At 42.1% G+C, this 22,095-nt stretch carries 17 protein-coding genes; 6 read left to right on the top strand and 11 right to left on the bottom strand.

Annotated features, from left to right (window positions below; all coding sequences use genetic code 11):
* Positions 1–88: 88 nt before the first annotated feature.
* From ACZ9AO_RS18480 to ACZ9AO_RS18505, 6 genes are read right to left on the bottom strand one after another with little or no spacing between them, the layout of a single operon-like run.
* Positions 89–1,900, bottom strand: coding sequence for an IucA/IucC family protein (locus tag ACZ9AO_RS18480; protein WP_476109761.1), 1,812 nt, complete (start codon positions 1,898–1,900; stop codon positions 89–91).
* 21 nt (positions 1,901–1,921) lie between these two features.
* Complete coding sequence (locus ACZ9AO_RS18485; RefSeq protein ID WP_251541734.1) at positions 1,922–3,250, bottom strand: lysine N(6)-hydroxylase/L-ornithine N(5)-oxygenase family protein; 1,329 nt, start codon at positions 3,248–3,250, stop codon at positions 1,922–1,924.
* The gene (locus tag ACZ9AO_RS18490; RefSeq protein ID WP_048685635.1) at positions 3,225–3,809 is read right to left on the bottom strand and encodes a GNAT family N-acetyltransferase; all 585 of its coding nucleotides are present in this window, start codon (positions 3,807–3,809) and stop codon (positions 3,225–3,227) included. The genes ACZ9AO_RS18485 and ACZ9AO_RS18490 overlap by 26 nt, the downstream gene beginning before the upstream one ends.
* Positions 3,799–5,601: an IucA/IucC family protein gene (locus ACZ9AO_RS18495; protein WP_476109764.1), complete on the bottom strand. Its 1,803-nt coding sequence runs from the start codon at positions 5,599–5,601 to the stop codon at positions 3,799–3,801. Before ACZ9AO_RS18495 ends, ACZ9AO_RS18490 begins: the two co-directional genes overlap by 11 nt.
* Positions 5,602–5,603: 2 nt before the next feature.
* A complete protein-coding gene (locus tag ACZ9AO_RS18500; RefSeq protein WP_476109766.1) occupies positions 5,604–7,112 on the bottom strand; it encodes a pyridoxal phosphate-dependent decarboxylase family protein in 1,509 nt (502 codons plus the stop codon).
* 7 nt (positions 7,113–7,119) lie between these two features.
* Positions 7,120–8,472 (bottom strand): aspartate aminotransferase family protein, encoded by a 1,353-nt coding sequence (locus ACZ9AO_RS18505; protein ID WP_251541739.1) that lies wholly within the window; start codon positions 8,470–8,472, stop codon positions 7,120–7,122.
* Between the two features lie 256 nt (positions 8,473–8,728).
* Between ACZ9AO_RS18505 and ACZ9AO_RS18510 the strand changes: the two genes are divergently transcribed.
* The 5 genes from ACZ9AO_RS18510 (at position 8,729) to pepT (ending at position 15,064) form a co-directional block, all read left to right on the top strand.
* On the top strand, positions 8,729–9,412 hold the full coding sequence (locus ACZ9AO_RS18510; RefSeq protein WP_476109768.1) for a polyphosphate polymerase domain-containing protein: 684 nt from the start codon (positions 8,729–8,731) through the stop codon (positions 9,410–9,412).
* 35 nt (positions 9,413–9,447) lie between these two features.
* Complete coding sequence (locus tag ACZ9AO_RS18515) at positions 9,448–10,143, top strand: DUF4956 domain-containing protein (protein WP_476109770.1); 696 nt, start codon at positions 9,448–9,450, stop codon at positions 10,141–10,143.
* 69 nt (positions 10,144–10,212) lie between these two features.
* Complete coding sequence (locus ACZ9AO_RS18520; protein WP_476109772.1) at positions 10,213–11,934, top strand: CotH kinase family protein; 1,722 nt, start codon at positions 10,213–10,215, stop codon at positions 11,932–11,934.
* A 293-nt stretch (positions 11,935–12,227) separates the two neighbouring features.
* A complete protein-coding gene (locus ACZ9AO_RS18525) occupies positions 12,228–13,691 on the top strand; it encodes an alpha-amylase (protein ID WP_402904768.1) in 1,464 nt (487 codons plus the stop codon).
* Positions 13,692–13,828: 137 nt separating this feature from the next.
* Positions 13,829–15,064, top strand: a complete 1,236-nt coding sequence (pepT, locus tag ACZ9AO_RS18530; RefSeq protein WP_251541745.1) for a peptidase T — start codon at positions 13,829–13,831, stop codon at positions 15,062–15,064.
* A gap of 67 nt (positions 15,065–15,131) precedes the next feature.
* Here pepT and ACZ9AO_RS18535 read toward each other — a convergent pair whose 3' ends face one another.
* Together ACZ9AO_RS18535 and ACZ9AO_RS18540 are read right to left on the bottom strand one after the other, a co-directional pair.
* Complete coding sequence (locus ACZ9AO_RS18535; RefSeq protein WP_476109774.1) at positions 15,132–17,201, bottom strand: catalase; 2,070 nt, start codon at positions 17,199–17,201, stop codon at positions 15,132–15,134.
* 460 nt (positions 17,202–17,661) lie between these two features.
* On the bottom strand, positions 17,662–19,110 hold the full coding sequence (locus tag ACZ9AO_RS18540) for a DEAD/DEAH box helicase (RefSeq protein WP_202314933.1): 1,449 nt from the start codon (positions 19,108–19,110) through the stop codon (positions 17,662–17,664).
* 294 nt (positions 19,111–19,404) lie between these two features.
* Between ACZ9AO_RS18540 and ACZ9AO_RS18545 the strand changes: the two genes are divergently transcribed.
* The gene (locus ACZ9AO_RS18545) at positions 19,405–19,737 is read left to right on the top strand and encodes a heme oxygenase (protein ID WP_048685616.1); all 333 of its coding nucleotides are present in this window, start codon (positions 19,405–19,407) and stop codon (positions 19,735–19,737) included.
* 60 nt (positions 19,738–19,797) lie between these two features.
* On the opposite strand, the gene rlmN is transcribed toward ACZ9AO_RS18545, so the two are convergent.
* From rlmN to ACZ9AO_RS18560, 3 genes are all read right to left on the bottom strand, one after another.
* Positions 19,798–20,865, bottom strand: coding sequence for a dual-specificity RNA methyltransferase RlmN (gene rlmN / locus ACZ9AO_RS18550; protein ID WP_476109777.1), 1,068 nt, complete (start codon positions 20,863–20,865; stop codon positions 19,798–19,800).
* Positions 20,866–20,946: 81 nt separating this feature from the next.
* The gene (rlmH, locus tag ACZ9AO_RS18555) at positions 20,947–21,426 is read right to left on the bottom strand and encodes a 23S rRNA (pseudouridine(1915)-N(3))-methyltransferase RlmH (protein WP_034316119.1); all 480 of its coding nucleotides are present in this window, start codon (positions 21,424–21,426) and stop codon (positions 20,947–20,949) included.
* Positions 21,427–21,787: 361 nt separating this feature from the next.
* Positions 21,788–21,949: a CxxH/CxxC protein gene (locus tag ACZ9AO_RS18560; protein ID WP_065310847.1), complete on the bottom strand. Its 162-nt coding sequence runs from the start codon at positions 21,947–21,949 to the stop codon at positions 21,788–21,790.
* Positions 21,950–22,095 lie beyond the last annotated feature (146 nt).

A 22,095-nucleotide genomic window follows, 5' to 3' on the forward strand; every position in this document is an offset into this window, starting at 1 on the left:
GCGGAAAGCGAGTGCCTGGAGCGGAAATCAACGGCCAACTTGTAAAAACCATAAGAAAACTGGCCCAAAAGTCTGAGCCAGTTTAACTTTATAGCGTTTTTGCAGGTAACTTTTCATAAAGGGCATTATTCACATGCCCAAACTCAGATGCATGCGGACGGTCTTCACCATCGCTATACCCATATTGAAGCATCCGATTTCTATTCAGGCAGAGCTTTGTTAATTTTGGCGCAAAAAAATTGAACGTATCGAAACGATCCTGTAACATAGGGAATTTTTTCTGATGTGTAAGGATTGTTCGAGCGACGCCTTCCCAAAAAACATTCTCATCCAAAAGGGACCTCTTCATCAGAAGTGTTGACAAGTATCGGAAATGACAGATGAATAGTCCCGTGAAAATGAATTGAACCAGCCCCTCCGGAGTCTCACTTCTTAGTACTTTCCTTAAATCATCAGGAAGGCTGCTTAATTCAGGAAGCGGCTGATCACTTACGTTTACATCATCTACAAAATCCTTGATGGCCAAACGGTGAGGTTTGTAATCCTTCAAAACTAAAATGGTATTTTGACCATGCGGCGAGAAGACCAATCCATATTGATAGATGAAATGCAGTAATGGTGATAGGATGACGTCAAATAATTGAGCTGTCCAAGCTTCTGCAGTCAATCCCGATTTTTCAATAAGACTTTCCACATATGGTTTACCTTTGCTGTCGGCATGTAAAAGGGACGCAAGCGTAATGGGCTTTTCTCCTTCTTCCATATAATTGTAAATACTTTCTCTCCAAATCCCCCCCAGCATCTCCAAATATTGATACGGTACATTCTCTAGCTTGGAATAATACGGGTGATCAACATTTAAACTGGCCACTTCACCAGGAAGCACTACTTTGCATTGTTCTTTCAAGAATGAATCATTTTCATAAATATTCTTTATATACGTTGTGATTTTTGGGGCAATGACCGTGCGTTCAGCTGGCAATCCACGGTATACTAGCGTATTTAAAATGCTCATCGGCAGCTTGACGTGGTGTTTATCCTTATTCGATACATTAACAAATGTCCGGATTGATTGTTGCGGCAAATATTTATCAGGACCATTTCCCAAAGCTACGATCAGCCCTTTAGCCAAGTCATCGGTAAAGTTCTGGATGATTACATTCTTCCACTGCCATTCATGAACTGGGAGGTAGTAATAGTTTTCTGCGTTCAGCCCTTTTTCTGTCAATGTCTTTGCAAATGATTTTTGGGTTTCCCCATCCATTTCATTCTCCATCAATTGCTTATAGGATAAAGTTTCGACTGAATTGAACTCACCCCTGGTTTTATGGACGGCAATCCAGGATAACTGAACTTCCTTCTGGTTTTCTGGGGCGAACTTCAAATAATCATCATAACCGAAACCGATTCTTCCCTTGTTATAAGCAATCCAAGGGTGACCGCTCATTTCGCCTTCAAGTAATGCATAATCCAGTTCGACTAAATCATCCGCATCTTGTTCAGGTTTGGATAGCAATTGGAGATCCGCAAGCAGCGTATGATGGAATTCTTTGATTAAATGTCCTGTTGTTTCTGCAGTCATCCCAATTAATGGCTGGATGTCCAAAATGAATTGAATAGCATCTTTAGCCTGTGTAAAACCTTCCGTTTCACATACCTGGATCGACTCGGCCTGTACTTCATAGCTGTCAAAAAGACGGGGCGACGCTAAAAATCGATAAGATTTCCCCTCATTTATCTTTAACTCATATAGATTTCCTGCTGCGTTTTCGTTCAGGACAGCTGGATGGATCATATCTTCATACATATACTCAGAAATCATCTTGGCCAGCAGGTTTTGGTTTACTATCGACCAATTTTTTTCTGAAACAGCCTGTTCCACTTCATTTATGAACTGCATATAATTCTCCCTTCCCTTTTCTTAGTAAGCCATGACGGGTGTTTTTACACGGAATGACTGAAATGCACCCTTTGGCTTCGATGGATAAACTTCTTTACCTGCCAATTGATTGATGATAATCGAGTTTCGGAATGCCCCCAGGCCTAGATCCGGAGCACCCACACCATGTGTATGTATCTCGCCATTTTGAATAAATAGGTGATTCGGTGTAGAGATGGCCGTTCCTACCCTATAGTCTTTCGTTATTGCAAGACGCCCCAAGTCATCGCGGACTAAATGGTCCTCCATCGTTTCAAGGAATGCCGGAAGGGTTGATTTATATCCCGTCCCAAAAACAATCGCCTCTGTGTCCACATCAAATTCGCTATCTTCAACCCACTGTCGGCATTTCAATTGCCAGCCATTTTCGGCGGGTGTAACTGCCGCAACTTCCGTCATGGCCCGAAGTTCTATGGCAAGTTCGACATTTCCAATCGATTTCTCATACATCTTGTCAAAAATTGCTGCAATGGTGGTAGCACTAATCCCTTTATACAATAAATCCTGTTTCGGCAGGATTTCATCCTTCTTTTCCTGCGGCAGCCGATAAAAGAAATCAAGGTAATCTGGAGTGAAGTATTCCAACCCGAGTTTTGAATATTCCATAGGGAAAAATCCCTTGGATCTTGTATACCAGTTTAGCTGGTAGCCATATTCCTCCTGCTCATTAAGCAAATCCAGAAAGACCTCGGCTGCACTCTGTCCAGATCCGACAACCGTTACGGATTTTTTCTTTAAGACGTTTTCTTTATTCCGTAAATAATCGGCCGAATGCAGGATGCTCTCTCCCATATAGGGCTGAAAGGCCGATGGAACAGTCGGGGAACTGCCAATTCCCATGACTACATGGCGGCTATAATAGACTTCGATCTTTTGTGTTTGTACATCCCTTACACTGATTTGATAGCAGGGTTCACCTTGATCTCCTATATATTCAACCGCCTCCACCGCTTTGCCAAAACGGCAGCTATCAAGTTGATGGGCAGCCCAGCGGCAATAGTCGTTATATTCTTTTCGTGGAATCAAGAATTTTTCAAGGAAGTAGAAATGATAAAGCCGATCATGCTGCTGTAAATAATTCAGGTAGCTATATGGGCTTGTCACATCTGCCATGCTAACCAGATCGGCAAAGAACGGCACTTGCAGCGTTGTCCCTTCCAGCAGCATCCCTTCATGCCAATTAAATTCCCCCTTTTTCTCAAAAAAGACGGCATTCAACTCCGGAGTTTTCTCCAAAAGGGCCGCAAGTCCAAGATTAAAGGGACCAATCCCTATCCCTACCAGGTCATAGATAGATTGTTGCTTCTCCATAGTTCCACTTCCTCTCGAAATTCCCCCGTGTGCATGACATAAGCAATGCTGTTTTGTCAGGGAGTTCTATCTCTTTAATTGGGGTAAACCCGCATTTTTCAAATAAATGAATCATCTTTGCATTCCTGATATCCGGTTCAGCCATCACTTTGTTTGTGGTTGAAGTCAGTAGTTGGAATTTCACCATTGCCCGTAAAAACGGCAAAGCCAGTCCTTTTCCCAGGTAATCCGGATCACCAATGAGTAAGTGAATGCCTTGATCTCCCTCTTCGGATTCATAATAATCTTCGATGATATCGCCTTTTACCCAATACGATTCCCAATAGCTCATGGGAATGGAGTCCAGACAGCCTAAATAGAGTGTTTGGTGTGTATCAGCCAATGCCTTTTTTAAATGAACAGCGAATTTTTCTTTTGTGAAATTCAAATTCCAGTAGGGTATCACATGATCTTCATGCATCCATTCATGCAATGTATCCAAATCCCTCTCAAATTCAACTTTGACAAATGAAAGCTGTTTATTGCAGTCCTTAAGCATTTCTTCATAACTATTTTTCATGGACGGCCATAACCCCCTGCGCGAACGGATTATCAATCGTTGTGTAAACGGATTGTGTCTCAAGTGAACCGACAAGCTCATCCATATCATGGAATCGTGTCAGTAAATTAGCCTTACAAGTTAATTCCCGGGCATGAAGCAATTTTGAAACAACTCGATTCAAACCTTCATCTCCGCTTTCCGTGCTGCATGTTTCCAGTTGTTCCTGAACGAGCTGTAACAGTTTGTTTTCCGATACTAATCCTTCTGTTCCAAAATTATTGATTAAGCCTAGTAAGTGATTAAAAAAGAAATAGTATTGCAGTCTTTCTTCAGCGACTTCATCAGAACAAATCGTGAAGCTTTTTTCACTTAGTTTTGGCATGATCTTCTGCAGCCTGTCCACTTTGGACTCACAATAGTAATACCCTTGATTATCACGATAATAAAAAGCGGCTGGATACCCATCTTGAAGTTGAATGATGGAATTTTGTTGATGGGCTTCCAAAACGATTCCATACTCTTCAAATAGCCAAAGCATCGGTTTCAATGTCATGGACAGATAGGTTTTGAACCAATCCTCACTTACTTCTTCGGTACTGCGGTCTTCTTCAGCTGATAATTTGCGGATGATCGCTCCAAGCCTTGATGGTGCACCATAAGCATTATCCTGACATAAGCCGGCAATCAGGCTTGCTTGTTTATCGTTTTCATAAAAAGGATTTTCCCGGATATCAACATCGAATCCCGATTCTTTCTCGGTCGTTTTGATCGTTAAGTAAGCAGGATCCTTGATGATACGGAAGGAGGGGTGCCGTTCTTTTAGATCGTCTCCCACTTTAGAATCCATTAATTTTGCAATTTCGACACCGCGATCTAATTCTTTTTGCAGATTAGCACGTAAGGAATTCGTGATTTTAACCGGAACGGAAAATTTGTACATATATCTTGATGTGGGACTATATACTGTTCTAAATGAAGAAGTGGCCGTGAATTTTTTCCCGAGCGGCCCTGCATAAACTAGTGTCCCTTGCTCGATTAGCTTCTTGACCTCTTCTTTTTCGATAAGGGCTTTTGCCTGGAGCGGGTGTGCCGGGATGATGGTATATCGGCTTTCCTCTTGGCAATACGTTCGACGGAATTCACTGGATATCTCCAAGTCACCGGCTAATTCCTGTTTGATGATCTCACTTGCCGATCGGTCTTCACTGGAATCCTGGATGACAATCGAAGGATCTGCCAGGAAGTAGTGCAGCTTAAACTGCCCTTTTAATTCGGGTGAATAGATCCATTCATCTTTTTCCGAAATGCCTTGCTTGCTTTTCGGTGTCGGATGGAACAGGTGCCCGAATAAAAGCGACTGTTCTGCTTCGATATAGGTGAAATCGGGACTTTGAAGGGCACCAGCGTCTTCGGTCCTGGCTTCGACATACCGTTGAATATTTTGGCTGCTTAGGATGACACGCAGCATCAATTCATCTTCACTATCCGTCCGGCCCTGCTCATTCAATAATTCTTTAGAAACAATCGAGACCATTGTCACGTAATCTAATTCATGTACTTGTTTGGATCCCGTTTGATAGTAAATCGGGAAGTGGAAAATATGACGCCCCGTTTCCGACCAATATTTAAGCGGAACAAGCAATGCAATGTCTTGGGATGTGAGCTTACTGACCATTAATGAATCCGGAATGGACCCCTCCAAATTCGGCCAGTTTTTCGTTTCTTCTAACCTGCAATTTCCGGTTTCCCGGAAATAGCAATTCAGAAAGCTTTGCATCGTCGTCCTTTCAGCTATTTGCTTACCATTCATCTTCATTCCTCCATCATCTTGAACATTTCACCTAATACTCGAATTTCGTCTAAAATGTCCTCTATGTGTTCAAGCCTTGTCATTGGGTTCAATAGTGTCATTTTTAAATATACCTGTCCTTCAAAACGTGTTTTTGCTAAAAATGCCCGTCCGCTTTTCAGTAATTCCTGCTGAATCTGTTTATTTAATAGATTGACTAACTGATCGCTTTCTCCTTCGGGATTATAACGGAATACAACCGCATTCAATTCAGGGGCTTTATTCAATACTGTGAATCCTTCCTCTTTATCGATCTTCACAGCCACCTCACGTGCAAGGTGACAAGTATAATCGATCATTTCGGCAAAGGTATCCAGTCCAACGACCTTCAATGACATCCAGAGCTTCAGTGCGTCGAACCTTCTCGTCGTTTGAACCGATTTATTGACTAAGTGAACCATGCCCTCCGCTTCATCTTCCTGTGGATTCAAGTAATCTGCGTGATGCTGGATATATTGGAATGAGTTGCTGTCAGACACAAGAAAAGCACCACAGCTGATGGGTTGATAGAATAATTTATGAAAATCAACCGTAATCGAGTCGGCCCGTTCAATACCGCTGATTAAGTCTCTGTAATCCTTACTTAAAATCATCGCGCCTCCATATGCAGCGTCCACATGCAACCATATCCCATTCTTCCTTGCAGCTTCGGACAACTCATGTAATGGATCGATTGAACCAAAATCCGTTGTTCCGCAAGTTGCAACGATGGCAAATGGCAGTAATCCCTGTTTCTCCAAAAGCAGCAATTGATGATTTAATTCGTCTATGGACAAACGGTGATTTGCATCCGTTTTGATCGTGATTACAGCCTGTTCTCCAAGCCCCAGCTGTGCCGCTGACTTCCGAACCGTAAAGTGGGCAGCCTCTGAGCATAAGATCCGCAATTTACTCGACTCGACCGGCAAGCCATGCTGTTGAACGTCAACACCCCAGAATTTCTTACAATATGCGTCCCTAGCCAATAGCAGACCCATATAATTAGATTGGGTTCCACCGCTTGTGAAAATCCCATCCGCTTGTTCCGGTAACCCTACCTGGCTGCAAAGCCAATCTATTAAACGCTCTTCAACGAAGGTTGCCGACGAGCTTTGGTCCCATGAATCCATGGATTGATTCAACGTTCCGATAACCATTTCGGCAGCAACGGCAGGTATTAATGTCGGGCAATGCAAATGTCCGATACAAGCAGGGCTGTGTACATTGATGCTGTCATTAATAACAAACTCTGCCAGCTCATCCGCCACTGCTTCCAGTGTCTCCCCTTTTAGGGAAGCGGGGGGCAGCCCGCTTAATCTTGCTTCGATTTCATACGGTTTTTTCCCAGAGTATGGTGAATGATTCCCTATTAAAAAGTTGGTCAGCTTTTTTTCAATGATTTTCAATGACTGGCTGTAGTTATTGAAGCCTTCTTCGTTATTCAAGAACATCCGGGAATAAGCAAAGTCCGTTTTATTTATCGTTTCGATCATTGATCATTCACCCTCTTGCAACAGCTGCACGAACAGCTTGTTCAAAAATTGCAGTGGCCTCGCGAAGCTGGGATTCCGTTACGATCAATGGAGGCAAGAACCTCACTACACTTCCATGTCTGCCGCCAACTTCCAGAATCAACCCTCTTTGAAAACATTCCTGTTGAATGGCACTGGCAAGTTGCGAATCAGCAGGATGGCTTCCATTCGCATTTTGCGGTTCTTCATGATTGATCATTTCTACTCCGACCATTAATCCCCGGCCCCTGACATCGCCGATCTGCTTAATATCTTTTTGCAAATCTTTAAGAATATCCTTTAAGAGTTCTCCCATTTTTGCGGCATGCTCCACAAGATTCGTCTCTTTCATGAATTTTAAAGTAGCAGTTCCTGCGGCCATCGCCATTTGATTTCCGCGGAACGTACCGATATGTGCACCTGGTGACCATAGGTCCAGCTCTTTGTTATAAATCACCACCGATAATGGAAGACTTCCGCCTATTGCTTTGGATAGGACAAGAACGTCCGGAACGATTCCTGCATGTTCAAACGCAAACATCTTCCCTGTACGGCCGATACCTGATTGAACTTCGTCGATAATAAGCGGGATGCCCTTCTCTTTCGTTATTCTTCTGATTTCCTTAAGCCATGGAATTGGAGCTGGTATGGAACCTCCCTCGCCTTGTACTGCCTCCAAAATCATCCCTGCAGGTGCCAATAATCCTGATTCGGGATCATTCAATAGATTTTCGATATACTGGCTGCTGATTTTATGGCTTTCTTCTCCCCCTACTCCGAAGGGACAGCGATATTGATAGGGATACGGCAGGAAATGCACATCTGGCATTAACCCTTGGATTTTTTCCTTTGGTTTTGTATTGCCGCTGATTGACATCGTTGCATGCGTTGCCCCGTGGTAAGCTCCCTGGAAAGATAAAATGCTTCTGTTGCCTGTCGCTGTCTTAACCAGTTTAAGTGCTGCCTCGATGGCATCTCCGCCAGTAGGGCCGCAGAATTGAATTTTTGCATTTTTTCTGAATTCCTCTGGCAGGCATTCAAAAATTTCATCGACGAATTGTTCTTTGATCGGCGTCGTAAAGTCCAATGTATGTAAAGGACGTTTATCCTTAATAACTTTTTCCATCGCTTCAAGCACTGCCGGATGATTGTGTCCGAGTGCTAATGTTCCAGCCCCGGCAAGAAAATCAATATATCGTTTTCCATCCATGTCTGTCAGGTAAATTCCCTCCGCCTGATCGATCGCCATGGGTAATCTTCTAGGATAGGATCGGGCATTTGATTCCCTTGTATTTTGTTGTTCCAGTAGTTGGTCATTTTTTGTAAGCGTGTTCGTTATCATAGTGAACCTCCATGTATTGAATTAATTGAGAATAATTATCATTATCGTGTAACCTATTCTAATGATAATGATAATTATTCTCAATGAGTAAATTCGCTCATTTTTCTTCTAGTAAATTCCAATAAAATTAAGAAAAGGTTAAAACTGGGGCCTACTCTCTATTAATCTATTGAATATAAAAATGTTGTTAAGGTTTTATTAAGATTCTGTTTATAAGCTGAATGCAGTCAAAAATCAAGGAAAAGGAGGAACAACAATGAATGGTTTAAAGGGAAGGCGGGAACTCAAACATGCAATCACCAAAGCAGATTGTCATTTATTAAGAAAAAACCTGCAAAACTTCATGAGGCTTGATCCGCATGGGCTGGATGGGAAATATTTAATTCGAAGTGTCTATTTCGATAACTTTGACAATAAAATCCTGCGGCAAAAAACAGAGGGATTTTATCACAGGGATAAGTTCAGGGCTAGACTTTATGATCTTGATACCGATTTCATCAATCTAGAAAAGAAGAGTAAGCGGAATAACCTTACCTATAAACAGAGGTGCAGGCTTTCTGCTAGAGAATACGAACGGCTTCGTTCAGGGGATATACATTGGATGTCCGGGGATTCAAGGGATATCCTTAGGGACTTATATGTTCAAATGACCCTTTTCCAAATCAAGCCGACAACCGTCGTTGACTATGAAAGGGAGGTATTCATCTATGAATATGGAAATGTGCGGGTCACCTTTGACAGTAATGTGAAAACGAGCTATCGGGATACGGACTTCCTGAATCCCGAATTAATCATGGTTGATGCTTTAGACCCAGATTGTGTCATCCTGGAAATAAAGTTCGACGAATTTCTTCCGGATATCATCAAACAATTGTTATCCATCATCGATACTAGAAAAACAGCTTTTTCGAAATACCAATTAAGCAGAAGATACGGCTGATTGCAGCAAACACTTAATATTTGGAGGAATAGCAAATGGATACGACGACAACTAGCACCACTTTTAATGATATTTTCAAATCAAGCTTTTTGGACAAGACCGAGAGCTTTTCAATCATTGACTCCCTAATTGGATTATTGTTGGCATTTGCCATTGGATTGTTCATTTACGTCATTTATAAGAAGACCTTTTCCGGTGTGATGTACTCACACAATTTCAATATATCCCTCATCATCATGACAATGGCCACGGCTTTGATCATCATGGGAATATCCACGAATATCGTTATCTCCCTTGGTATGGTCGGTGCACTCTCCATCGTACGATTCAGAACGCCTATCAAAGATCCCATGGACTTGGTCTTCCTATTCTGGGCAGCGGCCTCCGGGATTTTATGCGGGGCAGGACTAATTCCGCTGGTTATCATCGGTGCAATCTTAATAGGTATCGTCATGCTCATATTTGCCAATCGGATCACTGTTGAAAATCCATTTTTATTAATCGTTAAATATTCAGATGCGTCAATTGAAAAAACGTTGGAAGAAATGATATCCAACAAGGTGAAAAAGCATTCCGTCAAATCGAAATCCGTCATGGCGGATAATCACCTCGAAGTGACATATGAAATTCGATTAAAAGATAATAATGCCGAATTCATTAATCAAGTCAAGGACATGAACAGCGTTCACTCAGCCATCATGTTAAGTTATGATGGCAACTTCACAGCTTAAGATAGTTGGCGGACATAAAAATCCATGCCCACCCCTCTATATAAGACTACAGGAGGAAGGAGCCAAGGCATGTTAAAAACAAGATATGTAGTAGCGACCATTGGATTATTGATAATGATTTTTATAGCAGTGCTATTTTTCCTTCCCAATCTTCAAGTTGAAAAAGCCACTAAAGGAAATACTTATACAGAATCTGTATTTGATCAAAGTAAGGTGACAACGGTTGATATAACATTGGCTGATGAGGAGTTGGATTCCATCCTGGAAAACCCCACTGAAAAGGAGATCGTAAATGCCGATGTAACGATAGATGGGGAGACGGTTAAAAACGTGGGATTTCGCACCAAGGGGAACCTTTCCTTGAATTCCGTTGTTCAAATGGGAGATTCCGATCGTTACAGCTGGAAGATAGATTTTGATTATTATCAGGAAGATCAAGATTTACACGGCCTGAAAAAGTTGGTGCTAAACAATAATTACAGTGACCCAACCTATATGAGAGAATACCTTTCCTATGAATTAATGGACAAGATGGGCATAGCAACTCCTGGACATTCCTATATGTACGTGACCATCAACGGAAAGGAATGGGGCCTTTATCTAGGGGTGGAAGCTATAGAGGAAACCTTCCTAAATATCAACTTCACTGATGGCACAGGCGACCTCTATTATCCGGATGGTACGGGAAGCGATTTAAAGTGGATCAGCGAAGACATTGATGACTACACAGGAATAAACTTGAAAACAAACGATAATTCGGACCAATCCGCCATGATCAAAATGCTTGATAGCATTAATAATGGCGGGAATGTGGAGGAAGTCCTGGATGTCGATGAGATGCTGCGCTATTTCGCAGCCAACACAGCCCTTGTCAACCTCGATCACTATCAAGGAGATAAAAAGCACAATTACTACCTGTATGAAGAGAACGGGGTCTTTTCGATATTGCCTTGGGACTATAATATGTCATTTGGCGGTTATTCCGGAGGCGGCGGGCGACTGGCGGGCAACTCTGATCAAGAAACCGCTGACCAAAAAGATGGAACGGCTGCTGAGGGTAACGCCGATGACACTAAGCGAGATGACAAGGAACTCCTTGGAGGGGCACCGAATATGAACGGTGGCGGAATGATGGATATGAGTTCAAATTTCATGAATGAAAGTAATATCAACTTCAGCATTACCGAGCCTGTTTCAGGTACGACCCTTGAAGAGCGTCCTTTATTGAATGCCCTGCTTTCCAACGACGAGTACCGTGAAAAATATTATGATTATCTAAATGACATTGCCACAGATTTTTTCTCTGAAGAAAATATGACAGCAATGACCACTGAAATTTCTACATTGATCACACCGTTTGTGAAAAAGGACCCGACCAAGTTTTATACAATGGACGAGTATACAGAAGCAACGTCAGGCGAGGAAACCCTGGTTGATTTCGCTGTCAAACGTGCTGAATCAATCTTGGCACAACTTTCAGGAGACCTGGTCGTGGAAGCCGAGACAGAAAGCAGTATGGGCGGCGGAGTTCCTAATATCGGCGATGACGCAAATGCAGGTCAGCAACCACCAAACATGGGCGGCGAGAATGGGGCTGCGATGCAGCCTCCTGAAATGGACCGGGGCGGAAATGGGGCACCTCCTGGTATAAACGGGAACATGGGCCAAAAGGGGGCAGGTAACAGCAGCTCCTCAAAAGATACAATCATTCTATCTTCCGTGCTTCTAATCTTATTATTAGGTGCAATTGCTTTCGCCCACTTCTTTAAACGAAGAGGTAAAAAAGGATAATAGACTTACGAAAAACTGAGGTATCCCTAAAATTAGGGATACCTTTTTTGAATGGCGTATAGGCATTCTCCGGGTTATTCCTCCACATTTGAATTATTTTTAGCTGCTAATCAATATAAAATACCCTTATTTGGTATAAAATAGTAAAATAGAGAGGTAAATGAACCTCTAACCTGAGGATTGTTCACTTGTTTATCATTTGATTTTAGTGGGTAAAGATTTCCATTATCACTTTATCCGATCACATTAGTTTCACTTTTGTTAAAAACAGGTCGGTGTCAGGGGGGGAACAGATGAAAAGAAATCATACGATGATGCAATTTTTTGAGTGGCATCTGGAGGCAGATGGTTCTCATTGGGAAAGATTGAAATATGCAGCCTCCAAGTTGAAGGATATAGGAATTGACTGTGTTTGGCTTCCGCCAGTCACCAAAGGGCAATCCGTTGGGGATAATGGATATGGAATATATGACGGTTACGATTTGGGGGAATTTGACCAAAAAGGAACCGTTCGTACCAAATACGGGACGAAAGATGAATTGCTGCAAGCAATAGCCACTTGTCATAACTACGGACTTTGCGTTTATATCGATTTAGTCATGAACCATAAGGCAGGAGCTGACGGAACCGAAAAATTTGAGGTGATTGAAGTCAATCCAGACAACCGTATGGAAGATATCTCAGAACCATTCGAAATGGAAGGCTGGACAAAATTCGATTTTCCGGGACGTAAAAATAAATACTCTGACTTTAAGTGGAACCATACTCATTTCAATGGTACAGACTATGATGCTGAAAACGACAAAATGGGCGTATATCGTATCACAGGCGAAAATAAGCACTGGAATAAGCATGTCATCGATGAATTCGGAAACTACGATTATTTAATGTTTGCCAACATCGATTACAGCCTGCCGGAAGTTCGTCAGGAAATGATTAGCTGGGGAAAATGGATGGTTGATACGTTAAAGTGTGATGGTTTTCGTTTGGACGCCGTTAAACATATCGATTATGAATTCATCAATGAATTTCTCCAAGAACTCATTCCTTATACAAAGGAACATTTTTTCATGGTCGGCGAATTTTGGAAGGCGGATGTTAAAGCCTGTCAAACTTACTTAGAGCAAACCAATCATGACCTCAACTTGTTCGATGTTTCCCTGCATTATAAATTTCATGAGGCCTCAAACGCAGGAACAGACTTCGACCTCTCAACCATCTTTGATGATACCCTCGTCCAAACCAATCCAGCAGAGGCTGTCACTTTTGTCGATAACCATGACTCCCAGCCTCATGAATCACTGGAGTCTTGGGTAAAGGACTGGTTCAAGCCATCGGCATATGCACTTACCTTGCTTAGACTTTGCGGTTATCCGTGTGTCTTTTACGGGGACTATTATGGAATCGGCGGACCTTCTCCGGTGCCTGGGAAAAAGGATATCCTGGATCGACTATTATATGCTAGGTATGAAAAAGCTTACGGAGAACAGACCGATTACTTTGATGATCCAAATACGATAGGCTGGGTCCGGCACGGAGTTGAAGAGCTAGAAGGCTCGGGGTGTGCGGTCATTATCTCTAATGGAGATCACAACAGTGAAAAAAGGATGTTCGTCGGTGAACATCGGGCTGGTGAAATTTGGAGTGATTTAACTTGTCATAGAGATGACCACATTACCATTGAAGAAGATGGGTTCGCGACCTTCCCCGTTCATGGGAAAAGCGTATCCGTATGGGCCTTGAATAATCCACTCTAAAAAGGGATGGCAAGGAACGGCATGTCTTTTGCAGATATGCTGTTCTTTGCTGATGACACCATGAAGATTTGAAAAAAGATAATTTTTCCATTACAGTCAACCATGGTAAGATAAGGGAAAAAGGAGTTGAAGGAAAAGTGAAAAATGAAATCATTGAAAGATTCACTTCTTATGTGAAAGTAGATACCCAATCGAATGAGGAAAATCCCTCATGCCCCTCTACACCCGGACAGCTGACCTTGGCAAATGCATTGGTCAAGGAACTTCAATCCATTGGGATGAAGGATGTGACAATTGATGGGAACGGCTATGTCATGGCAACCTTGCCAGCCAATTCAAATAAGGATGTCCCGACAATCGGTTTCTTGGCTCATGTCGATACAGCAACGGATTTCACTGGAAAAGATGTAAAACCGCAAATCGTTGACAACTATGATGGCAAAGATCTTACTTTACATGAAAAATTGGATGTCATTCTTTCACCTGATGATTTTCCTTCGCTTAAGAACTATAAAGGGCATACCTTGATTACAACGGATGGGACAACCCTGTTGGGAGCAGATAATAAGGCTGGAATTGCCGAAATCATGACTGCCATGGATTATTTGATCCAGCATCCTGAAATCAAGCATGGAAAAATCCGTGTTGCTTTTACTCCCGATGAGGAAATCGGCAGGGGACCCCATAAGTTTGATGTAGATGCCTTTGATGCCCAATTTGCCTACACCGTGGACGGTGGCCCGCTTGGAGAACTTGAATATGAGAGCTTCAATGCAGCATCGGCCAAAATCCTGATCAAAGGGACGAATATTCATCCTGGAACGGCTAAAGGAAAAATGGTGAATTCGGCAAAAATCGCCATGGAATTCCATAATAAGCTCCCAGCGGCAGAAGCACCGGAATATACGGAAGGTTACGAAGGATTTTATCATCTGCTTTCCTTTCATGGTGATGTGGAAGAGACCAAACTTTCTTACATCATCAGGGATTTCGACCGCCAAAAATTCGATGAACGCAAGGAATATATAACGAAAGTAATCGAGGATTTAAAAGAAAAATATGGGCAAAACCGAATCCAGCTCGAATTACACGACCAATACTTCAACATGAAGGAAAAAATTGAGCCCGTGAAGGAAATCGTGGATATCGCCCATGAAGCAATGGAGAAACTCGATATAAAACCGCAAATCTCGCCAATACGCGGTGGTACGGACGGATCTCAATTATCGTATATGGGCCTGCCAACACCCAACATCTTTACGGGCGGGGAGAACTTTCATGGAAAATATGAATTTATTTCCGTAGATAATATGATACTGGCCACTAAGGTGATCGTTGGCATTGCATCACTTTTTGAAGAAAAAGCAAAGTAGCTTGATATTACGAAATATCTATTGAGTAAACCCCCAGACTTCAAGTCTGGGGGTTTTTCAATGGATATTAAGCGCGTTTCCAGTGACGGTGCTTGGCAATTGCCTCGATAAAGGCAGAACCGCTATTTTTATCCGTAACAGCTACAATGCCTGAAGCTGGATCATTGGAAATGATGCCTGCCTTCGATAAGATCATGGCCCCTTCTTTTCCCGCACCAATCGCCTTGAAATGATTGTAGGCTTCATCAACAAAGTAAATGGGTTCCTTGGATGCCATTAAAGCATCGACACTCCCCTGCCCCCCTGCAACATATACAGCATCAAAAAGTACCGAATCGGCTGTCAGGAATGTATGGTTCACCTCGACCTGCTGTCCTTCAGAACTTGTAACCACTCCACGATTATGACTGATGAATTCAGCCGTTATACCTGCCGATTTAAATGATTCCAAGACTTGATTAACCTCTGAACCGTTGAAACCATCTGCAGCCAAGATAGCCACTTTTCTTGTTGCGGCCGTGTTCACTTTCATTTGCTCCTGGCTTAAAGCTGGAGAAGCCAAGTCTATTTGAACCTCACTTTTGTTGGCTGGAGGATTCACGCCCACTCCCATGGCGATCGTTTTGGCCAGTTCAACATCCACATTGCTGAACATCTCGACAATTTGCTGCTGAACATCCTTACTTTTCACTTTTCCCACTTCAAAGTGGAAAGCCTGAATAATATGCTCCTTCTCCACTTCCGTCATGCTATTCCAAAATAGTTTAGCCTGGCTGTAATGATCCTTGAAGCTTTCACTGCGCTGCCGGACCTTCCTGCCATCGACCTTCTCCTGGTAATGTGCATAGCCGCCTTCCCCTTCCGCAGCAGGTTCAGGAGAGTTGCCTGCAAGGGAATTTTTGTGGTAGCTGACCGGCCCTGGATTTATTGACATCCGGTGCATGCCATCGCGCTGATTATTATGAACGGGGGCAACCGTCCTATTAATCGGTAGCTCATGGAAGTTCGGTCCTCCCAATCTGGATAGCTGGGTATCGGTGTATGAGAATAAACGTCCCTGAAGCAGCGGATCATTTGAAAAATCAATACCCGGTACAACATGCCCCGGATGGAAAGCTATCTGTTCCGTCTCTGCAAAAAAGTTATCCGTATTTTGGTTCAAAACCATTTTTCCGATTATTTTAACCGGGATTTGTTCTTCTGGCCATAGTTTAGTAGGATCAAGGATATCAAAGTCGAATTTGAATTCATCTTCCTCCTTAATCATTTGGACGCCAAATTCAAATTCAGGATAATTCCCGGTATCTATCGCTTCCCACAGATCTTGGCGGTGAAAATCAGGATTCTTCCCTGCAATTTTCTGTGCCTCATCCCAGACAAGGGATTTTACTCCCAGTACAGGCTTCCAATGGAATTTAACGAAATGGGCCACGCCTTGTTCATTTACAAAACGGAATGTATGGACACCAAACCCTTCCATCATCCGGAAGCTTCTAGGTATGGCCCTATCAGATAGATGCCACATGACCATATGTGCCGTTTCTTCATTGTTGGCGACGAAATCCCAAAACGTATCATGGGCAGATGCCGCCTGAGGTATTTCGTTATGAGGCTCCGGTTTAACCGCATGAATTAAATCCGGGAACTTAATGGCATCCTGGATAAAAAATACCGGAATATTATTTCCGACCAAATCATAGTTTCCTTCCTCCGTATAAAACTTTGTGGAAAATCCCCTTACATCTCGGACTGAGTCTGCCGATCCGCGGGAACCCGCCACAGTGGAGTAACGAACGAATACTGGTGTCTTCACTGAAGGGTCTTGAAGAAACTTGGCTTTTGTATATTCGGTCATCGGTTCATATACCTGAAAATATCCATGTGCCCCTGATCCACGCGCATGGACAATCCGCTCAGGAATACGCTCATGGTCAAAATGAGTCATTTTTTCACGAAAATGAAAATCCTCCATCAAAGTTGGACCACGGGTTCCCGCTTTCAAAGAATGCTCATCCTCAGAAACTCGCAAACCTTGGTTAGTCGTCATCTTTTTCCCATTATCGTCCACTCGATATTGATCCAGCTGCCGCTGCTTACTTTGCTCATCGATTCTTCCGCTTTCATTTGCTTTCGTCATCCCACTCAATCCCTCCATGTCTAAGAATTCAGATTAAATCGTGTTGTTTATTGTCTACAGGATCGTTGACTTCCACTCCAGGCACTCGCTTTTCCCGCAGGAGTCTCGCACCTTACGTTCCAATCAACTTTGTTTTAAAATTGGATAGACCCCTTTTTTCTACAAACAGATTTATTTATTGTTTCGAAATAATTGCGTTATCCTTCATCATATACCACTCTGTTTTGACGGTTAAACAGAATTTGGAGAAAGAATCTTAACCTCTTCATAAACAAAAAAACTACTATTTCAGTGAGGACGGATCATCTGTGAGTAGGTCGAATTTTCCCTAGTTGGGTCGAATCATCTGTGTATGGGTCGAATTTTCCCCCGGTGGGTCGAAAAGTTCCTGTCCCAAGTCATATAAAAAAGAAGCGGGAAGACCGATTTTCGGTCTTCCCGCTTCTTTCATTCGACACCTTTAGTTCTTAAAGGCCTCTGAAACCTTCAAAAGCTTGCCTTTCACTTTAGTATTTTTCATCACTTTCAAGACAAGCGGTCCCTTTTCATTCAATATTTCCACATAAGAAACATTATCCTGGATCGTAATGATCCCGATGTCCTCTGCATTCACTCCATCAATCTTTGCGATGGTTCCGACAAAATCCACAGCCCTGAGTTTCTTTTTCTTGCCGCCATTAAAATACAGCTTCATGATTTGTTTATTCAATTGTTCACTTTTATCTTTTTTGATTTTTGGACGGGCTTCCAATTTGGCTTCGAATTCCATTTTTTTATTGGAGACTTCCTCTTTAGATGGAGCAGTCATCTTAGGGATTTCAAAACCGATATATTCTTGGATCTCGGTAAGGAATTTGTCTTCGTACGGCGTCACAAAAGTAATGGCTTTTCCTTTTTTACCTGCACGGCCCGTTCTTCCCGTTCGATGTACGTAACTTTCCTTTTCCAATGGCAGGTCATAGTTAATTACATGGGTTATATTGTCGATGTCAATTCCACGGGCAGCAACATCTGTTGCAACCAAATAGCGGAATTCACCTCTTCTGAATTCATTCATCACTGCAAGGCGATCCTCCTGAAGCATGCCGCCGTGAATCATATCACACGGATATTCCAGTTCCAGCAGCTGTTCACATACTTGATCCACCCTATCTTTCGTCCGGCAAAAAATGATGCAGCTATCGGGGTTTTCCGTGATGGTTACGTCTCTAAGCAGGGAAAACTTATCATCTTCTTTCACTTCTATAAGGGCATGTTCAATTTTCTCCGTCGTTAAACCCTTTGCTTTGATTTCAATATCCAAAGGATCTTTCATATATTGCTTGCATAGTTTTTTTATACTCTCAGGTAATGTAGCAGAGAACAGCATGGTTACTCTATCTTTCGGAAGCTCCTTAATAATGGCTTCCACTTGTTCGATGAAGCCCATATTCAGCATTTCATCCGCTTCATCAATAACTAAATGAGTTAAGCGTTCCAAGGCGAATGTCCCTTTCTCAATATGATCCAGAACACGCCCCGGGGTTCCGACAACTACATGGCTTTTTTGTTTCAATTCCGCTTTTTGCAGTGCGAATGGATGCTTTCCATAAACTGCAGTAGCCTTTATCCTCTTAAATCTGCCAATATTCGTAATATCCTCTTTTACCTGCACGGCGAGCTCACGTGTCGGTGTTAAAATAAGCGCCTGAGGCTTATTCTCTTCCCAATCGACCATTTCGCAGATCGGTATGCCGAATGAAGCGGTCTTGCCGCTTCCTGTTTGCGATTTAACGACAAGATCCCGCTTTTTCAGCGCCACTGGAATCACTTCACGCTGTACTTCGGTTGGACGTTGATATCCCAAGCTTTCTAATGCCCTAACAATTTCATCGCTTAATGTATAATCAGTAAAACTCAATTCATTCATATAACAGCCTCTTTTGTTGTTTAGTATGTTGCTTTATTGTTCCCATAATCGTAATTTCCTTATACAGAGTTCTATTATACGCGATATGAATCGATAAACCTTGTAATATCCAAATTCAATTGTTCTATTTCAATATAATGAAACGTCCGTCTTCATTAAAACAATGTCTTCAGGGCCCCTTGATTGGAGTTAATCAAAATGGACCCTGCTTCTTTCAATATGCTAAAATATGTATGAAATTGCTGAAATAAAGGGCGTATATTCCAAACCGATGGCCAAAAGGAGGACTCATTTATGATAATCGTAACGAATAGAATCAGAGTCAAAAAAGGGATGGGTGCAGTCATGGCCCCAGGATTTACTGCACCAGGACCACTTGATACGATGGAAGGCTTCGTAAAAGTTGAAGTATTATTAACGCAGAATTTGACGGATCACGATGAACTGAGCGTTAATATGTACTGGGAAAACCTTGATAACTTTACGGCTTGGAGAAATAGCGATGCATTCAAAGCTGCACATAAACGGCCTGAATCAGGTTCCGGCGAAGCAAAAAAAGAATCTCCAATTCTAGGTAGCGAGCTTACAACGTATGAAGTCGCCTCGGTAAAGGAAATAGCTAAATAATGAAATTACACAAAAAGAGCCGCAAAATATGCGTCCTCTTTTTGTTTTTTCTTAATGAATTTACTTAGCTTCGGCTTTTTTGATTTGTTTACTTCTAAGCTGACCGCAAGCCGCATCAATATCCGTTCCATGTTCTTGGCGGATTTTACAATTGATGCCTCTCTTTTTCAGCGTATCATAAAACGAGAGAACGGACTCTTTATCACTTCTTTGGTATTGGCTATGCTCATCTACTGGATTATATGGGATTAGGTTGACATAGAGACGATGTTTTTTGTCATCAAGAAGCTCGGCAAGTTGCTCGGCTTCTTCTTGATGGTCATTGACATCTTTCAATAGGATATATTCGATCGTAATTCTCCTATTCGTTTTCTCTAAATAATAATCAAGAGATTTCATCAATTTTTCTATCGGGATGCCTCGGTTTATCTTCATGATTTGTGTCCTGAGCTCATTATTCGGCGCATGCAATGAGATGGCCAGATTCACCTGTAATTGAGTATCGGTGAATTCATAGATCTTATGGGCAAGGCCGCTTGTCGAAACAGTAATGCGCCTGCCCGCGATAGCAAGACCCTTATGGTCCATGAGCACTTTCAAAAAGTCTAACATATTTTCAAAGTTATCGAACGGTTCGCCAATACCCATTACAACAACATGGCTTACAACCTCACCTTGTTCCAATTTATCCAGATGCAGTTGAACGTTCATGATTTGTTCCACTATCTCCCCGCTGGATAAATCACGGCTTTTGGCCAATAATCCACTGGCACAGAAACTGCAGCCAATATTACAGCCCACTTGGGTGGTGACACAAACCGAAATTCCGTATTTATGTCTCATCATAACCGTTTCGATAAGGTTGCCATCCTGTAATTTAAACAGAAACTTGATCGTACCATCCGCTGCTTCTTGCTTTACGTGCTCAGTCAAAGTCTGGATGACAAAGTGCTCTTCAAGTAATTTTATGCACTCTTTATTAACATCCGTCATTTCAGAGAAACTCGTCACACGTGTTCTATAAAGCCACTCCCAGACTTGGGAAGCTCTGAATTTTTTATGGCCATGGTCCGAAAGCCACGCTGTCAATTGTTCGAATGTTAAACCATAAATGGACTCTTTATTCATTCGTTACCCTCTTTTCATTACAGTAAGATTTAATACTTTAACCCATTACATTAAGGGGAACGCCCCCGGAATCAGTCTCTATCATTTATGATATGGTTCATTTCTATTTATCCGAAAAGCCCGATATATTTGCTCCACAAGAACCAATTTCATTAATTGATGCGGAAAGGTCATTTTCGAGAAGGAAAGGGCATAATCGCTTCTTGATAACACCTCTGTGCCAAGTCCAAGCGACCCGCCAATAATAAAGGCAATTTTGCTCTTTCCATAGGTGGCGAGCTGATCCATATGAGTGGCCAGCTGTTCTGAAGTAAGCTGTTTTCCATTGATCTCAAGCGTTATTACATAGGTGTCCGGGCTGACTTTGGCCAGGATTCGTTCACCCTCCTTTTGCTTTACAATGTCCATGTCCGCTGTACTCAGGTTCTCCGGAGCCTTTTCATCCGGTACTTCCACAAGTTCTATATTAGCATAGGCGCTTAACCTTTTTGTATATTCAGCAATTCCTTGCTTTAAGTATTTTTCCTTTAGCTTGCCAACAGTAATAATCGTTATTTTCATATATATCCTCTAGCTTTCATTATGTTTTTACTATCAATTGTTGGATTTGCCTACCTATTATCATACCTTACAGTGACCTATAAGCAAAACAAGCATATCCTTTCCAATTTTTAATGCTTTTATAATAAAAACCGCTGCCCCTGAAAGCGGCAACGGTAACTTTCATTATTGAAGAAATTCGGCTGGACTTAGTTCCAATCCGAACAATTATCTTGGTTATTCGTACTACCAAATGCTTGGATCTAAACCATTCCACCCGCCGCTTTAATCTTCGGAAAATGTTAAGAACAGGTTACAAACATGTTATCCACAAAAGTTATCCACATATCCACAAAATCTATCCACATCTTGTATGGGAATATTAGTTCCCTACTAGATATATTGCCACGTTTCGACAATATTCACAGGTTGTTGATAACTGATTTTCTTCGGGAACAAGCGTTAAAACAGGATAGGTTTCACATTCGTATACCACTTCATCCAGCGCCATGTCCACATGTTCCTGACAGCAATATAATTTCATCTTTCATATCTCCTTTCCCATTCATTATTCCCATTACTTCCATTCCCAATTATCCACAAGTCACTTGAGATCTTTAATTTCAGTATATATCCACAGGTAATCGTAACAAAAAATAAGAAAAGCGCAAGGAAATAGAAAGGACAGAA

The sequence above is a fragment of the Peribacillus sp. TE19612 genome, assembly GCF_056279465.1.

Bases quoted from the DNA above. Each gene is read 5' to 3' on its own strand.
- ACZ9AO_RS18520 (WP_476109772.1), top strand. From the start codon at position 10,213: ATGTTAAAAACAAGATATGTAGTAGCGACCATTGGATTATTGATAATG.
- ACZ9AO_RS18510 (WP_476109768.1), top strand. From the start codon at position 8,729: ATGAATGGTTTAAAGGGAAGGCGGGAACTCAAACATGCAATCACCAAA.
- ACZ9AO_RS18540 (WP_202314933.1), bottom strand. From the start codon at position 19,110: ATGAATGAATTGAGTTTTACTGATTATACATTAAGCGATGAAATTGTT.
- ACZ9AO_RS18480 (WP_476109761.1), bottom strand. From the start codon at position 1,900: ATGCAGTTCATAAATGAAGTGGAACAGGCTGTTTCAGAAAAAAATTGG.
- ACZ9AO_RS18515 (WP_476109770.1), top strand. From the start codon at position 9,448: ATGGATACGACGACAACTAGCACCACTTTTAATGATATTTTCAAATCA.
- rlmH (WP_034316119.1), bottom strand. From the start codon at position 21,426: ATGAAAATAACGATTATTACTGTTGGCAAGCTAAAGGAAAAATACTTA.
- ACZ9AO_RS18525 (WP_402904768.1), top strand. From the start codon at position 12,228: ATGAAAAGAAATCATACGATGATGCAATTTTTTGAGTGGCATCTGGAG.
- ACZ9AO_RS18535 (WP_476109774.1), bottom strand. From the start codon at position 17,201: ATGACGAAAGCAAATGAAAGCGGAAGAATCGATGAGCAAAGTAAGCAG.
- rlmN (WP_476109777.1), bottom strand. From the start codon at position 20,865: ATGAATAAAGAGTCCATTTATGGTTTAACATTCGAACAATTGACAGCG.
- ACZ9AO_RS18490 (WP_048685635.1), bottom strand. From the start codon at position 3,809: ATGAAAAATAGTTATGAAGAAATGCTTAAGGACTGCAATAAACAGCTT.
- ACZ9AO_RS18495 (WP_476109764.1), bottom strand. From the start codon at position 5,601: ATGAATGGTAAGCAAATAGCTGAAAGGACGACGATGCAAAGCTTTCTG.
- ACZ9AO_RS18545 (WP_048685616.1), top strand. From the start codon at position 19,405: ATGATAATCGTAACGAATAGAATCAGAGTCAAAAAAGGGATGGGTGCA.
- ACZ9AO_RS18560 (WP_065310847.1), bottom strand. From the start codon at position 21,949: ATGAAATTATATTGCTGTCAGGAACATGTGGACATGGCGCTGGATGAA.
- ACZ9AO_RS18485 (WP_251541734.1), bottom strand. From the start codon at position 3,250: ATGGAGAAGCAACAATCTATCTATGACCTGGTAGGGATAGGGATTGGT.
- ACZ9AO_RS18500 (WP_476109766.1), bottom strand. From the start codon at position 7,112: ATGATCGAAACGATAAATAAAACGGACTTTGCTTATTCCCGGATGTTC.
- ACZ9AO_RS18505 (WP_251541739.1), bottom strand. From the start codon at position 8,472: ATGATAACGAACACGCTTACAAAAAATGACCAACTACTGGAACAACAA.